At 67.5% G+C, this 20,673-nt stretch carries 17 protein-coding genes; 2 read left to right on the plus strand and 15 right to left on the minus strand.

The genetic code is table 11. The annotated features are described in order from the left end of the window. Positions 1 to 75: 75 nt before the first annotated feature. The 13 genes from L1O02_RS14830 to L1O02_RS14890 form a co-directional block, all read right to left on the minus strand. On the minus strand, positions 76 to 729 hold the full coding sequence (locus tag L1O02_RS14830; RefSeq protein WP_108543912.1) for a glycosyltransferase: 654 nt from the start codon (positions 727 to 729) through the stop codon (positions 76 to 78). After that, the gene (locus L1O02_RS14835) at positions 726 to 1,325 is read right to left on the minus strand and encodes a class I SAM-dependent methyltransferase (protein ID WP_108543910.1); all 600 of its coding nucleotides are present in this window, start codon (positions 1,323 to 1,325) and stop codon (positions 726 to 728) included. Before L1O02_RS14835 ends, L1O02_RS14830 begins: the two co-directional genes overlap by 4 nt. Continuing rightward, entirely contained in the window at positions 1,322 to 2,080 is a 759-nt protein-coding gene (locus L1O02_RS14840) for a PIG-L family deacetylase (protein WP_235760169.1), read from the minus strand. Before L1O02_RS14840 ends, L1O02_RS14835 begins: the two co-directional genes overlap by 4 nt. Then, the gene (locus L1O02_RS14845; RefSeq protein WP_108543908.1) at positions 2,077 to 3,090 is read right to left on the minus strand and encodes an acyl-CoA dehydrogenase family protein; all 1,014 of its coding nucleotides are present in this window, start codon (positions 3,088 to 3,090) and stop codon (positions 2,077 to 2,079) included. Before L1O02_RS14845 ends, L1O02_RS14840 begins: the two co-directional genes overlap by 4 nt. Before the next feature lies 1 nt (position 3,091). Continuing rightward, positions 3,092 to 5,242 carry a glycogen debranching protein GlgX gene (glgX, locus tag L1O02_RS14850; RefSeq protein WP_108543906.1) on the minus strand — a complete coding sequence of 717 codons (2,151 nt, stop codon included), beginning with the start codon at positions 5,240 to 5,242 and terminating at the stop codon, positions 3,092 to 3,094. Positions 5,243 to 5,370: 128 nt separating this feature from the next. Further along, entirely contained in the window at positions 5,371 to 5,649 is a 279-nt protein-coding gene (locus L1O02_RS14855) for a DUF2934 domain-containing protein (protein WP_060843678.1), read from the minus strand. 21 nt (positions 5,650 to 5,670) lie between these two features. Beyond that, positions 5,671 to 8,469, minus strand: coding sequence for a malto-oligosyltrehalose synthase (locus L1O02_RS14860; RefSeq protein ID WP_108543904.1), 2,799 nt, complete (start codon positions 8,467 to 8,469; stop codon positions 5,671 to 5,673). Further along, positions 8,466 to 10,547: a 4-alpha-glucanotransferase gene (gene malQ / locus L1O02_RS14865; RefSeq protein WP_060839435.1), complete on the minus strand. Its 2,082-nt coding sequence runs from the start codon at positions 10,545 to 10,547 to the stop codon at positions 8,466 to 8,468. Before malQ ends, L1O02_RS14860 begins: the two co-directional genes overlap by 4 nt. Further along, a complete protein-coding gene (gene treZ, locus L1O02_RS14870) occupies positions 10,544 to 12,334 on the minus strand; it encodes a malto-oligosyltrehalose trehalohydrolase (RefSeq protein ID WP_235760170.1) in 1,791 nt (596 codons plus the stop codon). The genes malQ and treZ overlap by 4 nt, the downstream gene beginning before the upstream one ends. Positions 12,335 to 12,345: 11 nt before the next feature. Beyond that, positions 12,346 to 13,908, minus strand: a complete 1,563-nt coding sequence (gene glgA, locus L1O02_RS14875) for a glycogen synthase GlgA (RefSeq protein ID WP_060839433.1) — start codon at positions 13,906 to 13,908, stop codon at positions 12,346 to 12,348. A 444-nt stretch (positions 13,909 to 14,352) separates the two neighbouring features. Continuing rightward, a complete protein-coding gene (locus L1O02_RS14880) occupies positions 14,353 to 15,306 on the minus strand; it encodes a D-2-hydroxyacid dehydrogenase family protein (RefSeq protein ID WP_235760171.1) in 954 nt (317 codons plus the stop codon). Between the two features lie 187 nt (positions 15,307 to 15,493). Further along, positions 15,494 to 15,943 carry a YqaA family protein gene (locus L1O02_RS14885; RefSeq protein WP_060839431.1) on the minus strand — a complete coding sequence of 150 codons (450 nt, stop codon included), beginning with the start codon at positions 15,941 to 15,943 and terminating at the stop codon, positions 15,494 to 15,496. After that, entirely contained in the window at positions 15,940 to 16,389 is a 450-nt protein-coding gene (locus L1O02_RS14890) for a DUF411 domain-containing protein (protein WP_235760172.1), read from the minus strand. The genes L1O02_RS14885 and L1O02_RS14890 overlap by 4 nt, the downstream gene beginning before the upstream one ends. Before the next feature lie 320 nt (positions 16,390 to 16,709). Here L1O02_RS14890 and L1O02_RS14895 point away from each other — a divergent pair, with 320 nt between their 5' ends. Continuing rightward, complete coding sequence (locus L1O02_RS14895; protein ID WP_108543892.1) at positions 16,710 to 17,153, plus strand: nuclear transport factor 2 family protein; 444 nt, start codon at positions 16,710 to 16,712, stop codon at positions 17,151 to 17,153. Here L1O02_RS14895 and L1O02_RS14900 read toward each other — a convergent pair whose 3' ends face one another. Both L1O02_RS14900 and L1O02_RS14905 read right to left on the minus strand, forming a co-directional pair. Beyond that, a complete protein-coding gene (locus tag L1O02_RS14900) occupies positions 17,154 to 17,609 on the minus strand; it encodes an SRPBCC family protein (protein ID WP_060843671.1) in 456 nt (151 codons plus the stop codon). A 79-nt stretch (positions 17,610 to 17,688) separates the two neighbouring features. Continuing rightward, the gene (locus tag L1O02_RS14905) at positions 17,689 to 19,683 is read right to left on the minus strand and encodes a methyl-accepting chemotaxis protein (RefSeq protein ID WP_235760173.1); all 1,995 of its coding nucleotides are present in this window, start codon (positions 19,681 to 19,683) and stop codon (positions 17,689 to 17,691) included. Positions 19,684 to 20,138: 455 nt separating this feature from the next. On the opposite strand from L1O02_RS14905, the gene L1O02_RS14910 reads away from it, so the two are divergent. Further along, positions 20,139 to 20,672 carry a hypothetical protein gene (locus tag L1O02_RS14910; protein ID WP_060839426.1) on the plus strand — a complete coding sequence of 178 codons (534 nt, stop codon included), beginning with the start codon at positions 20,139 to 20,141 and terminating at the stop codon, positions 20,670 to 20,672. Position 20,673 lies beyond the last annotated feature (1 nt).

A 20,673-nucleotide genomic window follows, 5' to 3' on the forward strand; every position in this document is an offset into this window, starting at 1 on the left:
CCTGTCACAGGGTAGACGGCAATTGCTTCCCCGGGGAGGCCACAAGACGAAAGTCGTGCGCTACTTCCTCGCCCTTCAAGGTTCGACCAGGCTTTGCAGGTAATCGCCAAAGCCGCCCCGGGCCCGGCTGTCCAGGCGCCCGCTGGTAATCACCTGCGGGTGCCGGCTCCAGGCGATGCTGGCGCCGCTGCGCTGCAGCTGTCGCACCAGTTGCACGTCCTCGTGACACGCCAGGGCTTCGAAACCGCCGGCGCGAACATAGGCCGCGGCGCTGATGCCCAGGTTGGCGCCATGGACATGCCGATGCTCATCGGCGCTCTGGTAGGCATCGTGGTAGCGGGCCTGGGCCTGGGGCGCGAAGCCTTCGCTCCAGCTGTCGACGGTGACCGTGCCGCAGACGGCGTCGGTGCCCTGGGCCAGCTGGGCCACCAGCCAGTCCGCGGGCACCCGGCTGTCGGCGTCGGTGCACGACAGCCAGCGTGCCCCGGCCTGCAGCAGCCATTGCGCGCCGGCGGCGCGCGCCCGTCCGACATTGCGCACCTGCAATTGCAGGTGCTGGACGGCGTACTGGCGGGCGATGCTCAGGGAGCGGTCGGAACAGCTGTCGAGCACCACCAGGATCAGCACGTCCTCCTTCAGCTCGGGGTGGCTGGCGGCTGTCAGGGCACATTGCAGGCAGTCGGCCAGCAGTTGCTCTTCGTTATGGGCGGGAATCACCACACCGATCATCGCAGGCCCTCCAGGGTCGCGACCGAATCCGCGTCGCGGCCCCAGAGGTCGAGGAGAAAATCCGCATCCTGATGTTCCAGCAGGCGTGGCAGCTGCAACTGCCGGTGGAGCATTGCATGCACTTGCCCGCCCTCCAGGGGACAGCCGGCGATGGGCGGACGCCAATGACAGGCCAGCAACTGACCGTCGGCGGCCAGGGAGTCCAGGGCCCGCGTCACCAGGCGCGCCAGATCCCCGGGGTCCAGGTAGTAGCCAAGCTCGCTGATGACAATCAGCTCGAAGGGGCCGTCGGGCCAGTCCTCGGGCAGGCGCGCGCATTCCACCCGGGCCTGGGGCATCGAACGCAGGCGTTGCCGGGCCAGGCCGACCGCAGTCTGTGCGGTGTCGCAGCACAGCAGGCTGTCGCAGCGGGTCGCCAGTTCGGCGCTGAGTTCGCCGTTGGCGCATCCGGGTTCGAAAATGCTCCGGTAATGGCGCCGCGGCAGGCTGGCCAGGGTGATGGCGCGCTTGCGCTGTTCGTACCAGCGTCGGCGAAAGGCCCAGGGATCCTGGTCCCGGGCGAACAGCCCTTCGAAATAGTGACTGTCGACGCTCATAGGAATACCACCTCGAAGGGTTGCAGCAGACGCTCGATGATGTGTGGCGCCAGTACCGGTGCCAGGCCAATGTCCGGGTCGCCTTCCAACTGGCTGGCGAAGGCCTGGATGGCGTGACGCTTGCGTGCCACCTGGGCGGGGCTGAGCAGCACCTTGCGGGCGCGCTCCCAGGGCAACTGGCGGCCCTCGGGATCGGCCCAGTGCCAGCCCCAGATGGGTAGCTCCCTGAGGCGCGCACCCGCGGCCCGGGGGGCCAGGGCGCTGGCCCGGCCCACGGCCTCGTGGTCGCAATGGCCGTCCTCGCACCAGGTGCTGAACAGCACATCGTCCGGCCGCAGGCGCGCCTGGATGTAGCGCGCCAGGGCCGCTTCGTCCCGGGCCACGCGGCTGTCCTCGAAGCCGCCGCGCAGCCATGTGATCCGCGCCAGTGGCAGGTCCAGGCGGCGCAGGCCTTCGGCGGACTCCTGGGGCCGCACCAGGCTCAGGCGCTCGATGGGCCAGCGCGGTGAGCCGGGATGGCTGGCGCTGCCATCGGTGACCGAAATCAGCAACAGTTCCCGTCCCGCGGCCGCCAGCAATTGCAGGAGGCCACCGCAGCCGAGGATTTCGTCGTCCGGGTGCGGGGCCACGATCACCGCCCGCGAACCGGGCGCAACCAGGGTCTGGATATCCACGCAGGCCATCGCCCGCAGGTGCGAGGAGGCCTGCCAGGCCTTCAGTGAAGTGCCGCGGCCGACAATCGGATTGGCTTTCACAGGTACCATCCTCCCTGGTCCCCCGCAGCGGCTTCGCCGGCCAGCTGTTGGCCGAGCTGGGCCAGGTCGCGTTCGGCATGGCTCTGGCGGATAAACACCGGCAGGTCGGCCAGCAGCCGGGCGAAGTGCCGGTCCAGGCAGTAGGGGCCCGCGCCCAGGGCCCGACCGACATGCCGCAGCAGGCTGTCGACGCTGGCTTCGGTCACGGCCCGGGTGCGCCGGGCCAGCAGTTGGCAATCGGCGTCGGGGGCCTGGTCCAGCTGCCGGGCACTGTGGCGCAGGACGCAGGCGGCCTGATGCAGGGCGCTGTCCACCGCCCCCAGATGCGCCTGGGCGTGGGGCTCGTCGCGCTTGGCGCAGTGTTCGCGCAGCGGCAGGGCGATGGCCTGGGCCGCGCCCAGCCAGCAGGCGGCGATGCCTATGGCGCCCTGCCAGAAACCCGGGCGCTGCAGGTAGTCGTCCGGCCCGCCGACCCAATGGCCCCGTGCCTGGTCGAACCGCACCTGCCGGCTGTCGGTATTGGCCATGCCCACCGCCTGCCAGCCGCCGCGCTCGACCTGCACCCCGGGCTGGTCCAGGGCCACCGCCACCAGGCGCTGGCGCCCCGCGCTGTCCCAGGCGGTGAGCAGGGCATGGCTGAGCACCGCGGCTCCCGAGCACCAGGCCTTGGTCCCGCGCAAGCGGCAGTGCGGGCCGTCGGCGTCGGCCTGAACCCGGGCCCGGGGCGGTTCGGCGGCCCAGGTGCCCCAGGTGGTGCCGGGGGCGACGGTGCAGTCCAGCTCTTGCATGATCGCCAGGGCATCGGTGTGTCCCTCGTAGAGCTTGCACAGGCCCAGGTCATGTCCGGCGATCCGGGCCAGGGCCTGCCAACGCTGCAGGGTGGCCCCGCCCGCCGGCCGCGGCAGGCGATCCAGGCCGGCGGCCACCAGAGCCTCCAGGCACAGGCCCAGCGCCGGGGCATCGGCGTGCCCCAGGTCGGGGTAATGGCGCAGGAAGGCTTGCAGGTCCATTTCAGTCTTCTTCCTCATGCTGCAACTCGAACAGCAGCAGCGAACGTCCGGTCACCGAGTAGCTGTGGCCGAAGGCGAAACGCTCCTGGCCGCGCACCGCCGGCTGGTTGGTGTCGAGCATGCAGCTCCAGAACTCGCCGGCCGGCACCTCGGGCAGGCGGAAATTGACGATGTCGTGATGGGCATTGACCACCAGCAGCACCGTGGCGTCGGCCCCGGGGCGCAGGATCCCGGTTTCCTGGGCGCGGCCGTCCAGCAGCATGCCCAGGCAACGGCCGTGGGGGTCTTGCCATTGTTCGGTGCTCATCTCGTTGCCGTCCGGGGCCAGCCAGGTGACGTCCTTGACCCCGAGGTCCTCGTTGTAGCTGCCGACCAGGAAGCGCCCACGCCGCAGGATCGGGTAGTTCAGGCGCAGCTTGATCAGGCGCTTGACGAACTTGAGCAGCGCCTTGCCGTCGGCGTCCAGCTCCCAGTTGACCCAGCCGATCTCGCTGTCCTGGCAGTAGGCGTTGTTGTTGCCGTGCTGGGTGCGGGCGAATTCGTCGCCGGCCACCAGCATCGGCGTGCCCTGGGCCAGCAGCAGGGTGGCGAAGAAGTTGCGCATCTGGCGCAGGCGCAGGGCGTTGATCTCGGGGTCGTCGGTGGGGCCTTCGACGCCATGGTTCCAGGACAGGTTGTTGTCGCTGCCGTCCTGGTTGTTCTCGTCGTTGGCCTGGTTGTGCTTGTCGTTGTAGGACACCAGGTCGCGCAGGGTGAAGCCGTCGTGGGCGGTGACGAAGTTGACCGACGCATAGGGCCGCCGGCCGCGCTGGTTGAACATCTCGCCGGAGGCGGTCATGCGCCCGGCGAAGTCCGCCAACTGGCCGTCGTCGCCTTTCCAGAAGGCCCGCACGGTATCGCGGAAACGGTCGTTCCATTCCACCCAGCCCGGCGGAAAGCGCCCCACCTGGTAGCCGCCGGGGCCGCAGTCCCAGGGTTCGGCGATCAGCTTCACCTGGCGCAGCACCGGGTCCTGGCGGCAGGCCACGAGGAAGCTGTGGCGCTCGTCGAAACCATCGTGGTAGCGGCCGAGGATGGTCGCCAGGTCGAAGCGGAAACCGTCCACGTGCATTTCCGTGGCCCAGTAGCGCAGGGAGTCGGTGACCATCTGCAGCACGCAGGGATGACTCAGGTCCAGGGTGTTGCCGGTGCCGGAATCGTTGATGTAGAAGCGCTTGTCGTCGGGCATCAGGCGGTAGTAGGAGGCGTTGTCGATGCCGCGCATGGACAGGGTAGGGCCTTGTTCATTGCCTTCGGCGGTGTGGTTGTAGACCACGTCCAGCAGCACCTCCAGTCCGGCTTCGTGCAGGTGCGCGACCATTTCCTTGAATTCGGCGATCTTGCCGCTGGCCAGGTAGCGCGGGTCCGGGGCGAAGAAGGCGATGCTGTTGTAGCCCCAGTAATTGGTCATGCCCTTGTGCAGCAGGTGCTGATCGTTGACGAAGGCGTGGATCGGCAACAGCTCCACCGACGACACCCCCAGCTTGCGAATGTGCTCCAGCACGTCGTCGACCATCAGCCCGGCAAAGCTGCCCCGTAGGTTTTCCGGCACCGCGGGATGGCGCATGGTGAAGCCGCGCACGTGGGTCTCGTAGATGACCGTCTTGTCCCAGGGCACTTTGATCTGCTGGTCGTGGCCCCAGGTGTGGGCCGGATCGATGACCTTGCACTTGGGCACGAAGGGCGCGCTGTCACGCTCATCGAAGCTCAGGTCGGCATCCGGGTGGCCGATGGTGTAGCCGAACAGCGCCTCGGACCATTTCAGTTCCCCCACCAGTTGCTTGGCATAGGGGTCGATCAGCAGTTTGTTGGGGTTGAAGCGGTGGCCGTTGGCCGGGTCGTAGGGGCCGTACACCCGGTAGCCGTAGATCAGCCCGGGGTGGGCATCGGGCAGGTAGCCGTGGAAGATCTCGTCGGTGTATTCCGGCAGTTCGATGCGCTCCAGTTCCACTTCACCGGTGGCGTCGAACAGGCACAGTTCGACCCGGGTGGCGTTGGCCGAGAACAGCGCGAAGTTGACGCCCAGGCCATCCCAGGTGGCGCCCAGCGGGAAGGGCAGGCCTTCACGGATGCGCGAGGGTTCGTGCTCGGGAGTCTGCTTGGATCGGCTCATGGTTGCTCCTGCAGGTCTGATGACAAGTGCTGATACCCGTGTTGCTCCGGTTTTTTCCGGGCGAGACAAACCCTTGTGGCGCCATGACGCGCCACGGGTCGGCGGTGATCAACGGGTGGGGAAGGGCGTCAGTGGGCGGGCGGCTTGCGCGGGGCCCGGGGTTTCTTCGGCGCCGGCTTCTCGCCCGGAGGCAGGACCACGGCGGCGGCCGGCTTGGCCTTGGGCTTGGCGGCGGCGGTGCGGGTCCTGGGCTTGGCGACCTTGGCCGGGGGCGGCGGCGCCAGGGCTTCGGCTTCGGCCAGCTTGCGCGCCATGTCCCAGTGCCGGGCTTCCTGGCCCTGGGGTTTGCCTTCCGATTCCCAGATCTGATAGGCGAATTCACGAATGCGTTTGTCGTCGGTACTCATCGCAATGCTCCTGGACTGGATTCAATGTTGAATCAAAAGATTGAGCGGAAAGTCTTGCAATACGGCACTGATCAGCAACTCCTTATGGGGTGTGACTGCTCCGGTTGAAAAAAGTCCATTCAGGTTGCGGCGCGAGGCGGTGAACGGTAGTTGCACCCGGGTATCGCCCCATCGTTGTGCATCGACCTTGGGCACTGCGCTGTCCTCCAGCAGCGCGGCGACCCGGATCGGCACTACCACCACCAACCGTTGCTCCCGGTATTCACGCATGAAGGCCAGAACTCGTCCCGCCTCCTGGCCGAGCACCGGCAAGGGCTGGTAGTGGCCGCGCCGGAACAGCTCCGGGTACTGGCTGCGCAGGCCCAGGGTCCGGGCGATCAGGCCTTGCTTGATGCGCCCGTCACGCCAACCGGTGAGCCACTCGCGGGGATCGCGCAGGCGGTTCAGCGCCTGTTGCCGGGCCCCGTAGTCCACCGGCCGGCGGTTGTCCGGATCCACCAGGCTGAAGTCCCAGAACTCGTTGCCCTGATACAGATCCGGCACCCCCGGCACTGTCATGCGCAGCAAAGTTTGCGCCAGGCTGTTGAGGGCGCCGGCGGGGGCGATGGCATTCACCGCATCGGCGATCGAGCGACGCAAGGGCAGGCCCTCGGGTGCGCACAGCAGGCGCTCGATAAACCCTTGCGCGGCCTCTTCGTACTCCGGGTTCGGCGCGGCCCAACTGCTGTGCAGCTTGGCCTCGCGCAGGGCCTTGAGTTGCCACTGCCCGATCCGCCGGGCGTAGTCGGCCAGGGCCGGTTGATCATCTGCCTGCAGGTCCAGGGGCCAACTGCCCAGTAGGGTCTGGTAGAGGATCAGCTCATCCGCCGCCGATGGCCCGTCGCGGCCTTGGCGCAACGGATCGGCCAGCGGCCGCCACGCCTGCACCTGGCGCACGTACCAGGCGGCGCGCTCGCTGAGCACCGCCAGGCGCGCGCGACTGTCCTCGCCGCGCTTGTGGTCGTGGGTGGCGCTGGTCAGCAGGTTGTCGGGGAACCGCTCCAGGCGCTGTTCGCAGGCGCTGTGGAAGGCCGCGGGCGGCGCGCTGAACTGCTCGGTGTCGAAGCCCACGTCATTGCGCGCCAGGAGCACCGCCGAGCGATAGAAGGCGGTGTCCTCCACCGCCTTGGCCGCCGCCGGCGAGGTCAGTTGCTGGAAGCGCACGCAGGCGTGGCGCAGCAGTTTGCGTGGGCGACCCGCTGGCTGTTGCCGCCAGCCCTGGCCGCCGAGCCAGCGCTCCAGGTAATCGAGCACCGGCCAGTCGGCTTCGCCCAGGCTGGCCCGGGCCCCCTGCATGGCCTGCTGGAAGAACCGCTGGTCCTGGGGGCCGCGGCCGCGGGCGCTGATGTAGGTGCGATACACCGGGAAGTGCACGATCAGTTCCTGCAGCGCCCGGCGAATGGCGCCCAGGGTCAGGTCGCGGCTCATCAGGTCCAGGCGCGCCACTTGCAGCAGGGCCTGGGCCACGCTTTCAAAGTCGCCGGCCAGAGAACCGTTGAGGATCTGCTGACGGGCCAGCAGTGCCTCCCGGGCAAACTGCGCCGGCCGCCGACTGTATCGGCTCCAGAGTTCGGCCAGCAGTGGCCGGCCCGTGGCGGCCTGTTGCAGCAGCGACATCTGGTTCATGAATTCGTAGCCGGTGCTGCCGTCCACCTGCCAGTCGCGGGCCAGGGTTTCTTCGGCGCCGAGGATCTTTTCGACATAGATCGGCAGGTGCTGGCCGGGGCGCAGGCGCTCGACCCGGCGCCGCAGCTTGCGGCAGTAGGCCCGGGGATCGGCCAGGCCGTCGATATGGTCGATGCGCAGGCCGTCCACCAGGCCTTCTTCGATCAGCTGGAAGATCTTGGCGTGAGTGGCCTCGAACACCGCCGGGCGCTCGACCCGCAGACCGCCCAGCTCGTTGACGTCGAAGAAGCGCCGCCAGTTGATGTCATCGGCGGCGGTGCGCCAGCTGGCCAGTCGGTAGCTCTGGCGCTCCAGCAATTGATGCAGACGGCTCAGACCTTCGGGCTGACGTCCGTCGTAGCCTTGCAAGTGCTCGGCGACCGCTTGGCGCAGCGCCGGCTGTTGCAGCAGGCGCGCCAGGGCCTGTTGCAGGGGCCGGGCCTGGGCCTGGGCATCACCGCGCAAGCGCAGGGCGTCGAAGGCGCCGGCCAGGGCCTTGAGTTCGGCCGCGGCCGCCAGCGCCAGGGGCGATTCGATCCGCAACAGCTCCCCGTAGTCGGCAGGGCAGATGGGAAAACGATGCTCGTGGTGCTGCACATGAAAGCCCGCCAGATCCTCGTCCAGCTGCAAGGGCAGGCTGCCTTGCTGCAGCGCTACGCCGTAGTCACTGGCCAGAAAGGGCACCAACAGCTGGCCTTGCATCAGCGGGTCGGGAGAGTGCCACTGGATATCGAAGAATTCGCCATAGGGGCTCAGGCGCCCCCACTGCAACAGGTCCAGCCACCAGGGGTTGTCACTGCCGCCCACCGCCATGTGGTTGGAGACGATGTCCAGGATCAGGCCCATGCCCTGGGCGCGCAAGGCGCTCACCAGGCGTCTGAGGGCCGCTTCGCCGCCCAGTTCCGGGTTGACCCGGGTCGGGTCCACCACGTCGTAGCCGTGCATCGATCCGGCCCGGGCGCACAGCAGCGGCGAGGCATAGAGGTGGCTGATGCCCAGGCGGGCGAAGTAGGGCACCAGAGGCACGGCGTCGTCGAGGCTGAACCCCCGGTGGAACTGCAGGCGCAGGCTGGCCCGCAACAGGGGCAGGGGCTGGGGCAGGGTGCTGGAGTTCATCGGTCACGCTCTAGGGCTTGCTGGCGGGCGCAGGCCAGCAGTTCCAGGCGCCGGGCGGCGTCGCTGTCCTCCAGCAGGCGGCGGCTCGCGCTGGCCAGGCGCCGGCGCCAATTGGGGTGGCTGTCGAGGGTGCCGGGCAGGTTGGCCTGTTCATCGATGCCCAGGGCGTCTTCCAGGGGTAGCAGCACCAGTGGCGCCCGGGTGTGGCCGAGAAAGCGCACGGCAGCGTCGATCACCTGCTCGGTTTCCTGGCAGTCCTGGCGAAAGTTCTGCGGGTCCCGGGCCAGGGCCTGGCGCAGGCCGTCACGCTCGCGCTGGCGGTGTTCGGCCCATTGCCGGGCGCCGTGTTCGTCCACCATGCCCAGGCGCAGGTTCCAGTCGATGTCGCGGCCCTGCCACCAGCCATTGAGGGTCGGCAGGTCGTGGGTGCTGGTGGTGGCCAGGGCGTTGTCCGGCCAGTCGAGGATCGGCCTGAAGTGGCAGCCGTGGTCCTGTTCGAACAGCAGCACGCGCATGCCGAGCATGGCCCGGGCGGCGAGCTTGTCCCGCAGGCCGTCGGGCACCGTGCCCAGGTCTTCGCCGAGAACGATGGCCTGATGGCGGTGGGACTCCAGGGTCAGCAGGCGCAGCAGGTCGTCCACCGGGTAATTGAGGTAGGCGCCGTCGCTGGGCGGCGCGCCCAGGGGAATCACCCACAGGCGTTGCAGGCCCATGACATGGTCGATGCGCAGGCCGCCGGCGTGGGCGAAGTTGGCCCGCAGCATTTCGATAAAGGCACGAAAGCCATGGCGCTGCAGACCCTCGGGGGAGAAGGCGCAGATGCCCCAGCCCTGGCCCTGGCGATTGAGCACGTCCGGTGGCGCGCCCACGGTCAGGGACGCCAGCAGTTGCTCCTGGCGGCTCCAGGCCTGGCTGCCGCCGCCGTCGGCGCCCACCGCCAGGTCGGCGATCAGGCCGATGCCCATGCCGCCGCTGCGGGCCGCGCTCTGGGCCCGTTCCAGGCCGCGGGCAATCAGCCACTGGCAGAAGGCATGAAAGCCGATTTCCTCAGCCTGCTCCTGGGCAAAGCGGGCCAGGGCTGGGCTGGCCGGGTTGCGCCACTGTTCTGGCCAGTGGCGCCAGTCCAGGTCTTCGCCACGGGCCGCCCGCTGGGCCTGGATGGCTTCGAAGCGGCAGTGGTTTTCCAGGGCTTCGCCGGCGGCCCGGCGATAGCTGGCGAAGTCCTCGTGCAGTGGGTGCTGGCCGTGACAGAAGCCCGCATACAGGGCCCGTAATGCCAACTGCTTGGCCTTGGCGGCCTGGGGCCAGTCGATCAGCGGCTCATGCTCCAGGGCCTGCAACTGTTCGCCGACCCCGCAGGACTGGATGGCGGTGCGCCAGGCCCGGTCCCCGAGAATGGCCGCCGGCGCGGCGTACAGACTGTTGAGAAACAGCCGGCTGGAGGGCGAGTAGGGGCTGTAGCGCTGGGGATCGGCGGCGAACATGGCGTGCAGCGGGCTGATGGCCAGGGCGTCGGCACCGCGCTCGGCGGCCTGGCGGGCCAGATCCTCCAGGGCCTGGGTATCGCCAAAGCCGCCATCCCCGGGACGCCGCAGGGCATACAGCTGCACCGTCAGGCCCCAGGCGCGGGGCGTGGCCTGGTCCACGGCGTCGGCCACGCTGTAGCAGCGTTCGGGGGCCACGGCGAGGACGAAGTGTTCGTCGTTCACCTGTATCCCGTGGTAGCCCACGGGCAGCACGCCGGGCAGCACGCTGGCCTGATCCAGGGACAGGGACAGCGGGTTGCCGTCTTCCAGCTGGATGGCGCAGACCGTGTGCGCCGGAAAGTAGCGGGCCAGATCCAGCCCCTGGCCGACGTCGACAGTGAGCAGCGGCGGCAGGTGGCGACTGTGTTGCAGTTCCTCCAGTTGCTGCAGGCTGTGCCGGATTTCCTGGTCGTTGTCGGCAGGGTGGCCCAGGCCCGCCAGCACTGCCCGCAGGACCCGGGGCTCGACCTTCTGCCCACGGCCGTTGGCATCGATCCAATCCACGGCCAGGCCGGCGCGGCTGGCCAGCAGTTCCAGTTGCGCATCGCTCATAGGCGTTCTCCATCAGGGGCTGTCGGGGCATGTATGTCGTCCAGCTGGACCACCACGCTGAAGGCCGGCAGCCAGCCTTGGCGCCAGTGGTCGAGGCTGTGGGGCGGGTGTTCGAACCAGAGTTGCCCCGGGGGCTCGGGCGCCAGCTCGACCCGGTGCGGGCTCAGGTTGAGGTCGATGCGCAGGCGGCTGCCATCCCCCAGGCGCCAGTGCGCGCTGAGGGCGCCCTCGGCCAGCACCCGCGTGCCCAGGGCCTGGGCGGCGGGCAGGCGCGGGAGCAACTGGCGGTGACGGATCTGCAGCAGGCTCTGGTACAGCGCCCGGGTCGCGGCGGCCTGGTCGGAGCGCGGCTGTGGCCGCGAGGCCTGGAAGGTCGAAAGGGCATTGGGGTCGGGGATGCCCTGGCGCTGCCGGGCATCGGCAAAGGCCCTGAAGGCGGCGAACTCGTTGCGCCGGCCCTCGCGCACCGCCTCGGCCAGTGGTCCCTGATGACTGGTGAAGAACAGGAAGGGTTCCTCGGCGGCGACCTCGTCGCCCATGAACAGCAGCGGAATCATCGGTGACAGCAGCAACAGCGCGGTTGCGGCGTGCAGGGCCTGGGGCGGTGCCAGCTGGTTGAGGCGCTCGCCGAAGGCCCGGTTGCCGATCTGGTCGTGGTTCTGCAGGAACAGCACGAAAGCGCTGGGGGGCAGGTGGCCGCTGGGTTCGCCCCGGGCCTTGCCGTGGCGGTCGACATGGCCCTGGAAGGCGAAGCCCTGGCTCAGGCAGCGGGCCAGTTGCGTGGTCGGGTCGTCGGCGAAGTCGGCGTAGTAGGCCTCGGTTTCGCCGGTCAGCAGCACGTGCAGGGCGTTGTGGCCATCATCGTTCCACTGGGCATCGAAGCCCTGTTGCAGCAGGCTGGCCTGATTGCGTTCGTTCTCCAGGTTGAGCCACACATGGCGCTCGGGAGGCACGGCCTGGCGCACCCGCCGGGCCAGTTCGAGGAGAAAGTCCGGGTCGTCGATGGCGTGCACCGCATCCAGGCGCAGGCCGTCGAAGCGGTATTCCAGGAGCCACATCAGCGCGTTGTCGATAAAGAAGTCGCGTACCGGGCGGCGGCGAAAGTCGATGGCCGCGCCCCAGGGCGTGTGCAGGTCCTGGCGAAAGAAGCCCTTGGCGTAGTGCGGCAGGTAGTTGCCGTCGGGGCCGAAGTGGTTGTAGACCACGTCGAGAATGACCGCCAGGCCCAGGCCGTGGGCGCAGTCGATCAGCGCCTTGAGCGCTTCGGGCGGGCCGTAGGAGGCTTCCGGCGCATAGGGCAGAACCCCGTCGTAACCCCAGTTGCGCGCACCGGGGAATTCCGCCAGGGGCATCAGCTCGATGGCGGTCACCCCCAGTTCCACCAGGCCCGGCAAGGCCTGTTGCACCGCCTGGTAGCCGCCCATGACGCCCACATGCAGCTCGTAGATCACCGCCTCGTGCCAGGGCCGGCCAGCCCAGGCCGGGTGCTGCCATGGATAGGCGTCGGCGGCGACCACCAGGCTCGGGCCGTGGATGTCGCCGTCCTGGGCCCGGGACGCCGGGTCCGGCACCAGCAGCTGTTGGTCGATCTTGAAGCGGTAGCGGCTGCCCGGAGGACAGGGCGCCTGGAGCACGAACCAGCCCTCGGCCTCGGCCTGCATGGGCAGCGACCGGCCCTGGTCGAGTTCGAGACTGACGCTGCGCGCATCCGGGGCCCAGAGGGCGAAGCGGGTGCGCGCAGCGTCCAGGACAACCGCGCCGTGGCTCGCGGGGGGGCTGAGTGACATGGGGCCGGCCCCTAAGGCCTCACGGCCTGCCCCAGGGCCTTGGCCACCAACTGCTCATAGAGCTCGGCGTAGGGTTCCACCGCCTTGCACCAGTTGAACGGCGCCGCCATGGCCCGGCAGCGCATGGCGTTGAGCAGCGCCGGGTAGGCAAACACCTTGAACGCCCGGGTCAGGGCCTCCTGGTAGCTGGGGACCGTGGATTCGTCGAAGAGGAACCCGGTGACGCCATTGTCGATGGTGTCCGCCAGGCCGCCGGTGTTGCGGGCCACCGGCAGCGAGCCGAAACGCTGGGCGTACATCTGGCTCAGGCCGCAGGGCTCGTAGCGCGAGGGCATGAGCAGGAAGTCGCTGCCGGCGAACATGCGCCGGGCGTCGGTTTCGTTGAAGCCGATATGCACCCCGATGCGCCCGGGGAAGCGCCGGGCCAGGGCGCGCATGGATTGCTCCTCTTCCGGTTCGCCGCGGCCGATGATGGCGATCTGGCCACCTGCTTGCACGATGAATTCGGCCACCGCCTCGGTGAGGTCCAGGCCCTTCTGGTAGACCAGCCGCGAGACCACCGCGAACAACGGGCCGTTGCTGGGGTCGAGGCCGAACATCTGCCGCACATAGGCGGCATTGGCCGCCTTGCCTTCCCAGTCGCCGATGCTGAAGGGGCGGAACAGATGGCTGTCGGTGGCGGCGTCCCAGCTCTCGTCGATGCCGTTGGGAATGCCGCTGAGCAGGCCCTGCTGGGTCTTGCTGGCAAGGAAGCCGTCCAGCCCGCAACCGAAGGCCGGGGTGGTGATTTCCTGGGCATAGGTGGCGCTGACCGTGGTGATGTGACTGGCGTAGGCCATGCCGGCCTTGAGGAACGACAGCTTGCCGTAGAACTCCATGCCTTCCTGTTGCAGGGCGTGTTCGGGAATGCCCAGCTCCGGGCAGGAGGCCAGGCTGACCACGCCCTGGTAGGCCAGGTTGTGGATGGTGAACAGGGTCGGCGTGCGTTGTCCGCGCCAGTGCATGTAGGCCGGGGCCAGGCCGGCGGGCCAGTCGTGGGCGTGCACCAGATCGGGGCACCAGTGGATCTGCGCCAGGTTGGCGGCGATATCGGCGGCGGCCAGTCCCAGGCGGGCGAAGCGAATATGGTTGTCGGGCCAGTCGCGGCCATTGTTGGCGCCGTAGGGCGTGCCTTCGCGCTCATAGAGCTCCGGGCAGATCAGCACGTAGATCACCAGGCCGTCGGGCATGTCCATGCGCCCGATCTTGCACGCCGGCAGCGCCGCGTGGCCGCCCAGCTCGCCGATGATGTGAATGGGGTTCTCGCTGTGCAGCACCTGGGGGTAGCCGGGGATCAGCACCCGCACATCGTGCAGGTGGGCCATGGCTCGGGGCAGGGCCGCGGAGACATCGCCCAGGCCGCCGGTCTTGACCAGATCGGCGATTTCCGAGGTGACGAACAGCACCCGCTTGCGGTTGGGATTGTGCCGGGCCAGCGGCAGCACCGTCTTGCTCCCCGAAGTCGGCTGGGCGGTGCGTTCACCGGCCTGCGGTTGAGGATGCTCTCCCTGAGTATTCAATACGGCGCTGATCATAGGTCTCTCCCGTTTTTATTGAAGTGCTGTCGGCCAATCCTGTGGCCGGGCGCAAACGCGCCACACATCGATCAGCCTGAGCTGCTCGAGCGCTGAAGCAGAAAGGGTGAATCAGCCGCTGCAAGGAATGCACCAGTGGCAGCGGCCCTACCTTTAACCTGACCCTGGGCCGAAGCGAAAAGTTTCGACTTTTTCAGTGTCAAAGTGACCGGCCGGTCACGGGGCGAAATTCAGTCTAGGACAGAACCTAGAGCGTCGCCGTGGGCCCCGGGTTTTTCCCCCGGAGGGCTGGCGGGAGCCAGGACATCTCCCGACGAAAGGTCGTGGCTGCACCGTCGGCGAGCGTGGCCGTGCAGCCCTCGGCGCGAAAACGGTGAGGCCCTGCCAGCCGCTGGTGCAGGGCCTGGGGCGCGCTGCCCGAAAATGGGCCGGGGAGGCGGCGGGTCAGTTGAGCAGACGGATCGGCCGGCCGGCGTGCCAGGCCTGCAGGTCCTCGATCATCTGGCTGAAGAACAGTCGGTAGTTCTGCTCAGTGACATACCCGATATGGGGCGTGGCCAGGACATTGGGCAGGTGCCGGAACGGATGCCCGGCGGGCAAGGGCTCTTGGGCGAACACGTCGAGGGCGGCTCCGGCCAGCCGGCCCTGTTCCAGGGCGGCGATCAACGCCGCCTCGTCGACGATCGGCCCCCGGGCGGTGTTGACCAGCAGGGCGTCGGGCTTCATCCAGGCCAGGGCTTGGGCGTCCACCAGGTGGCGGCTGCGTTCACTGAGCACCAGGTGCACCGAGAGCACATCGGCCTGTTCGAACAGGGCCTGCTTGCTGACGTGGATCACCCCCGCGGCGGCGGCGCGCTCGGCGCTGAGGTTCTCGCTCCAGGCAATCACCCGCATGCCGAACACCTGACCGAACTGCGCCACCCGCTGGCCGATGTTGCCCAGGCCGAGCAGGCCCAGGGTCTTGCCGTACAGATCGCCGCCCAGGCCCTGTTGCCAGTGGCCGGCACGCAGGGCATTGGCCTCGTTGAGCAGGTTGCGGGTCAGGGCCATGAGCAGGGCCCAGGTCAGTTCCGGGGCGGCCTGCCGGTAGCTGTCGCTGCCGCAGACCTGGATCCCCAGGGCCTTGGCGGCTTCAAGGTCGATGGCGGCGTTGCGCATGCCGCCGGTCAGCAGCAACTTGAGTTGGGGCAGGCGTTGCAGCAGATCGGCGTCGAACAGGGTGCGCTCGCGCATCACGCAGATCACCTGGTACGGCAGCAGGCGCTGCACCAGAAGCTCGCGCTCGCCAGGGTAGTCATGCAGGAAGCTGACCTGGCCGATGCTCTGCAGCACCGACCAGTCGACCACCTCGCGGGCCACGTCTTGCCAATCGTCGATTACCGCAATCTGCAGCGTCATGTACGGGCTCCTGATTCGGGGGGCGGATCAAGCGGCCCGGCGGGGCCTGCTGAGGCTGCCGATCATGGCGCAGATCCGCCGCCCCGCGCACGCAGATTTCGCCGGCGTCGGCTGCTCGGCGAGCAGGTCCCAGGAGGCGCATGGTCCTGGCCGTACCCTGGTTGGCCAGCCCGCTACGGGGTGTTAGTCAGGCGCCCGGGCCGGTCAGCCAGCCCAGGGTCAGCCACACCAATACGGCGTAGCGCGCGCCCTTGGCCAGACTGACCAGCAGCAGGAAACGCTTGAGGGGCTCGCCCATGACGCCGGCCACCAGGGTCAGCGGGTCGCCGATCAGAGGCATCCAGCTCAGCAGCAGCGACCAGTGGCCGTAGCGCTGGTAGTGCTGGCGGGCCCGCTCCAGATGCCGCGGGCCGACCGGGAACCAGCGGCGCTCCTTGTACTGCTCCAGGCGGCGTCCCAGCCACCAGTTGACCAGGGAGCCCAGGACATTGCCCAGGGTCGCCACCAGCCACAGCCCGAGCACGCTCAGTTGGTCGTTGTGCAGCAGGCCCACCAGCAGGGCTTCCGATTGCAGGGGCAGCAGGGTGGCGGCGGCGAAGGCCGCCAGGAACAGCCCGAGGTAGGCGCCGAGGATCAACGGGCCGGGTAGTCCGCCACCAGCACATCACGGCCGTCGCGGGTCAGGCCGATGATCTGGAAGGCTTCGGCGCCCATGCCGTCCATCTCCATGCCGGGGGAGCCCATGGGCATGCCGGGGGCCGCGATGCCCAGCAGGTCATCGCGCTTGCGCAGGGCCAGCACCTGCTCGGCCGGTACGTGGCCCTCGACGAACTTGCCGTCGATGACCGCGGTGTGGCAGGAGCTCAGGCGCGGTGCCACGCCCAGGCGCTGCTTGACCGGGCTCATGTCGGCCTCGACATGATCGCGGACGTTGAAGCCGTTGGCCTGCAAATGCTCGATCCACTTCTTGCAGCAGCCACAGTTGGCGTCCCGGTGGACATCGATGTCGATGCTGCCGGTGGCCTGGGCCAGGGAGGTGAGGAACAGGGCGGACAGGGCCGCCAGACGCAGTGTGTGTTTCATGGAATATCTCGTGTGGATGCGCGGGCCATTGCCGGGTGCCGCGCATTTTTGCGGTTTTTGCCGGTTTGTGGCGCCCGTGTATGTATCAAGGTGATACAAAGCCGCTGCCCGGGCACCACCGGCTGCGGACCTGATGCACCGATGGCTTGTTGCAGGGCCCTGCATGCCGATAGAGTCCTGCGGGTTTGGCACAGCCTAAGCGGCGCTGGCTGTCAGCAACCTGAGGCCTGGGTTACAGATTTGTCAGGTGGGCTGGCGGCCAGGGCGAACATTCTTATACAGGGCCGGGCGCACGGCCCGCGGCACACAAGCGAGGTTCCATGAAACCCTACCTAACGTTGTTGTTCCTGCTGTTGTTGGCCACTCCGGCGCTGGCCGGGTACAGCGCCCAGGAGCAGGAGAACCGGCGCAATGTGCTGGCGTTCTATCAACTGGCCCTGAACGACAAGGACTTCGCCGCTGCCCGACCCTACCTGGGCGCGCACTACATTCAGCACAATCCGGCCGTGGCGGACGGCATCGAGGGATTCAGGACCTTTATCGAATTTCTCAAGCAGCACTACCCGCAATCGCGCAGCGAGATCAAACGCCTGTTCGTCGATGGCGACTTCGTGATCGTGCATGTGCGCAACACCGGCCGCGAACCGGGGGTGGTCAAGTCGATCATCGATATCTATCGCCTGGAGCAGGGCAAGATCGTCGAGCATTGGGACACCAGCCAGGTGCTGCCGGACCAGGCCGCCAATGCCAACGGCGCCTTCTGATCAGCCGGTCGCGGCTTCCAGGCGCTGCTTGAGATTGCCCAGGGCCTGGGCCGACAGCTGCTCCATGCGCAGGCGCAGGCCGTTCAGATGCAGGTCGGTGGAGAACGCCAGGGTCCGGCGCAGCAGTGTGCCGTCCCCCTGTTTGCTCAACTGGTAGTGAATCGAGCCGTCCAGCGCGGCGGAGCTGAACACGGCCTTGAACTCCTTGGGAAACTGCGCGACCAGCACCCGGTAGCTCATGGGGATCTGCACCCCCAGCAGGTCCATGGTTTCGCTGAAGCGGTGGCCGGCCGGCAGCGAGCCGCCGAGCCCGGTGTCGGCCCGCAGGCTGCAAGGGTGCCATTCCGGCCAGCGGTCCGGCTGGGTCACGTAGTAGTAGACGGTGTCGATACCGGCATGGATGTACAGCTCGTGGCGGATCTGTTCCTGCAACAGATGTGATTGGCGCTGGCCCATGACGCACTCCACTTCCTTGTGACCGGAGCCACCAATATAGTCCCGCCGCCCTGGGCTGCCAGCGGCGGCGGGTGACCGTTCAGCGGACTTTGAAGCGGCTCATCAGGTGGCTGACCTGGGCGTTGGCCTGCAGCAGGCTCTGGGTATTGCTTTGGCCGGCCCGGGCGCTCTCCACCAGTTCCTCGACCATGTGTCGGATGCTCACCATGCTGCGGTTGATCTCCTCGGTCACCGCGCTCTGCTGTTCGGCGGCGGTGGCGATCTGGGTGCTGAGGCTGTTGATCTGGTTCACCGAATCGGCCATCTGGTCAAGGCCGGTGTTGACCCGCGCGGTGGCGTCCGCCGCCGACTGGCAACTGGCCTGGGTGTTTTCCATGGCGCTGACCGAGGAGCTGACGCCCTGGCTCAGGCGGCTGAGCATTTCGTTGATCTGCGAGGTGCTGTCCTGGGTCCGCGCCGCCAGTGCCCGGACTTCGTCGGCGACCACCGCGAAGCCGCGTCCCTGTTCTCCGGCCCGGGCCGCTTCGATGGCGGCGTTGAGGGCCAGCAGGTTGGTCTGTCCGGCGATGTCGCCGATCACCCCGAGGATTTCGGTGATGCGCTGGGCGTCGGCCTGCATGGCTTCGACCTTGTGGGTGGCATCGGCCACTTCGTCGATCAGGGCGATGACGCTGCCCGAGGCCTGGCCCACCACCACTCGCGAATGCTCGGCATGCTCGTTGGCGCGGCGGGTGAAGTCCGCGGTCTGCGCGGCGTTGGCCGCGACGCTGTCGGCGGTGCTGCTCATCTGCGTGATGGCGGTCACGGTCTGGTCGGTTTCCGAAGCGTGACGCAGCAGGATCTGCTGGCTGTGGGCCGAACTCTGTTGCAACTGCGCCAGGCTGCCGGCCATGGCGTCGGTGGCCTGGGTCACTTCGCCGATCATCGTCTGCAGGTACTGGATGAAGTGGTTGACCGAATGGCCGATGGCGCCGAGCTCGTCTTCGGCGCGGATCACGATGCGCCGGGTCAGGTCGGCGTCGCCGGTGGCCAGGGCATCGATGTTGCCCTTGAGGATTTTCATCCGTTGCACCAGCTGACGGATCGCATAGACCTGCAGCAGCACCAGCAGGATCACCATGGGGATCTGCAACAGGCTCAGGGTGCTCAGCACATCGTCGCGCTGGGCGGTGATCTGCTGGGTGGGCAGGGTGCTGGCGAGGAACCAGGGGGTGCCTTCGATGGCGCGCATGAAGAAGGTGCTGGGCACCCCGGCGTTATCGAATTCGACGCGCTGGCTGCCCTTGTCGCGTTGCTCCAGCGCGGCCTGGATCCGGGCGGCGAAGGGCGAGGCGGCGGCCAGTTCGCGAATGTTCTTGAGGACGATCGGGCCGCTGATGCGCGAGCTGTTGCTGATGATCTTGCCGTCGCCCTCGACGATCAGCATCTGCGCGTTGAGTTCCTTTTCCTGGCGGGCCACCAGGTCGTTGAAGAAGCCCAGGGTCACGTCGATGGTGGCCACGCCCCAGGGCTGGCCGTCACGGCGGATGGCCATGGCGCAGTTGGTCCGCGGTTCGGCGCTGGCGTCGTCCTTGTAGGCCGCGGCCCAGGCGCACTGGCCGGGAGCGGTCTGCATGCCGCCCTTGTACCAGGACTGGTCGTAGTAGTTGGGGGCCGGGTCGCTGTTCCAGAACGTGTTGACCACCAGCTTGCCGGAGGCGTCGCGGTGCCAGAAGGTGCTGTGCTTGTTGCGGCCCGGGGTGCGCTGGCCCGGAAGGGGCCAGATGCCGCCACCGAAGACTTTCTGTTCGCCGTACTGGTCCACCAGCCCCGGCAGGACCCGGTCGATGCTGTCGCTGTCGAGCAGGGGAATGGTCTGGGTGATGCTGCGCTGCTGGGCCTGGACCTTGTTCAGTTCGCCCTGGATGCGTTCCGCCACTTCGGCGATGCGATTGAGGGCCACCTGTTCTTCGGTGTGGCGCAGCTTGGGCGCGACCAGCTGACTGATGCCCACGACGGTGAGTATCAGCATCAAGACAATGAACAGGACCAGAAACAGCGTGTAGCGGGCTTGAATGGTGCGCAAAGCGGGCATGGGACCTGTCCTTACCGAGCGTTTTTTATTATTCGGGGGGATGAGCCGTGTCAGGGCATCCACAGGATGTCGGCGCGGTTTTTCAGCTCTTTAGTACGATCGTCCAATAAAATCGCGACGGGTTTGAAAACCGCCATGAGCGCGGCTCGGCCAAGGCCCCGGGCAGGGGCGCAAAGCCTCGATCAGACCAGGAAAAGATGACGGTTGGAGCAGGGGCGATCCTCTGTCCACCCTGTAAATCAAGCCTTTGGGCGAATTGTGTCGAGTTTGTACAAAAATTGTAAATTGTGGAAATAAAGCGTTGTTGCCGGGCTCCCCCGGCGTTGATACTGGCGCCCATTCAGATGATTCAACACGGCTTCCACCCAGTTTCAGGTCCCTTGTCAGAGCTTTCAGGGGCTGGCGCTAGCAAGCGCAACAGGGGGATCGGCAAGCCGGACTACAGGAGTGTCAGCATGGCAATCGGATACGTTGGAGGCTGGACCAGCAAGGCGGGTCTGTTGGTGCAGGACGGCGGTGGCAGTTCCTCCAAACCGGTTTCGCAGAGCGCCAAGGTGCGGCAGATGTTGAGCCTGGTGGGAAGCAACCCCACGGTGCTGGACATCCGCAAGATGGACCAGTTGAAACTGCACAAGCAGATCAAGGGCTTTGATCCGACCAACGTGACCACCAAGTCCCTGGGCGGCATGAGCACCTTCTTGAAGAACAACGGGCTGATTTCCGACGTCACCGCGCTGAATCTGCTCAACGCCGGCGACAAGTTCGACCGCTTCGGCATTCCGAAGAACCCGGACGAGCCCTTCAATGCTCTGGAATACTTCGCCATGAAGCTCGATGACATCCAGAACAACAACATCAAGGGCAACAAGTACGCCAACTACCTGGTGCCCGAGTACAAGAAGGCCATCTACGTGCTGCAGAGCCTGCAGAACTACGGCAAGGGCAACGGCACCACGGTGACCGACAAGAACGTCTCCACCAAAGCCTGAT

The sequence above is a fragment of the Pseudomonas sp. BC42 genome (genome assembly GCF_021560055.1).
Lineage (GTDB): Bacteria > Pseudomonadota > Gammaproteobacteria > Pseudomonadales > Pseudomonadaceae > Aquipseudomonas.

Coding starts and splice junctions, on each gene's coding strand:
- L1O02_RS14830 (WP_108543912.1), bottom strand. CDS start 729: ATGATCGGTGTGGTGATTCCCGCCCATAACGAAGAGCAACTGCTGGCC.
- L1O02_RS14880 (WP_235760171.1), bottom strand. CDS start 15,306: ATGACGCTGCAGATTGCGGTAATCGACGATTGGCAAGACGTGGCCCGC.
- L1O02_RS14845 (WP_108543908.1), bottom strand. CDS start 3,090: ATGGACCTGCAAGCCTTCCTGCGCCATTACCCCGACCTGGGGCACGCC.
- L1O02_RS14855 (WP_060843678.1), bottom strand. CDS start 5,649: ATGAGTACCGACGACAAACGCATTCGTGAATTCGCCTATCAGATCTGG.
- treZ (WP_235760170.1), bottom strand. CDS start 12,334: ATGTCACTCAGCCCCCCCGCGAGCCACGGCGCGGTTGTCCTGGACGCT.
- L1O02_RS14895 (WP_108543892.1), top strand. CDS start 16,710: ATGAAACCCTACCTAACGTTGTTGTTCCTGCTGTTGTTGGCCACTCCG.
- L1O02_RS14890 (WP_235760172.1), bottom strand. CDS start 16,389: ATGAAACACACACTGCGTCTGGCGGCCCTGTCCGCCCTGTTCCTCACC.
- L1O02_RS14835 (WP_108543910.1), bottom strand. CDS start 1,325: ATGAGCGTCGACAGTCACTATTTCGAAGGGCTGTTCGCCCGGGACCAG.
- L1O02_RS14900 (WP_060843671.1), bottom strand. CDS start 17,609: ATGGGCCAGCGCCAATCACATCTGTTGCAGGAACAGATCCGCCACGAG.
- glgX (WP_108543906.1), bottom strand. CDS start 5,242: ATGAGCCGATCCAAGCAGACTCCCGAGCACGAACCCTCGCGCATCCGT.
- glgA (WP_060839433.1), bottom strand. CDS start 13,908: ATGATCAGCGCCGTATTGAATACTCAGGGAGAGCATCCTCAACCGCAG.
- malQ (WP_060839435.1), bottom strand. CDS start 10,547: ATGAGCGATGCGCAACTGGAACTGCTGGCCAGCCGCGCCGGCCTGGCC.
- L1O02_RS14905 (WP_235760173.1), bottom strand. CDS start 19,683: ATGCCCGCTTTGCGCACCATTCAAGCCCGCTACACGCTGTTTCTGGTC.
- L1O02_RS14910 (WP_060839426.1), top strand. CDS start 20,139: ATGGCAATCGGATACGTTGGAGGCTGGACCAGCAAGGCGGGTCTGTTG.
- L1O02_RS14860 (WP_108543904.1), bottom strand. CDS start 8,469: ATGAACTCCAGCACCCTGCCCCAGCCCCTGCCCCTGTTGCGGGCCAGC.